This is a genomic window from Mesorhizobium sp. M8A.F.Ca.ET.161.01.1.1, from assembly GCF_004792105.1.
Taxonomy (GTDB): Bacteria; Pseudomonadota; Alphaproteobacteria; order Rhizobiales; family Rhizobiaceae; genus Mesorhizobium.
Window position 1 is genome coordinate 1 of sequence record NZ_SRTD01000491.1, and the last position, 283, is coordinate 283.

Consider the following 283-nt stretch of genomic DNA (forward strand, 5'->3'; position numbering starts at 1 on the left):
CCTTGCTTTCGGGTTCGAACGAAAGGCCGTTGGGATGCGCAGCCCGCTGGCGAAGATGCGTGAACGGCCGGTGGCGCGGTCGACCTCCCAGATCGCGGCGCGGTCCTTCTCGGCCTGGATGCCGTTTTCGGTGATGTTGCTGTTCGAGCCGACGCCGACATAGAGCAGCGACCCGTCAGGGCTCGCGACAAGGCTCTTGGTCCAATGGTGATCGATCGGCCCTCCGGGCAGTTCGGTCAGTACCTTGCCGGGGGCGGTGATCTTGGTATCGCCCGGGTTATAA

Annotated in this window: 1 pseudogene; it reads right to left on the reverse strand. The window is 64.0% G+C overall.

Annotated elements, in window-relative coordinates:
* Positions 1-283 (reverse strand): annotated as a pseudogene (locus tag EN804_RS36695) (sorbosone dehydrogenase family protein); the annotation flags it as partial.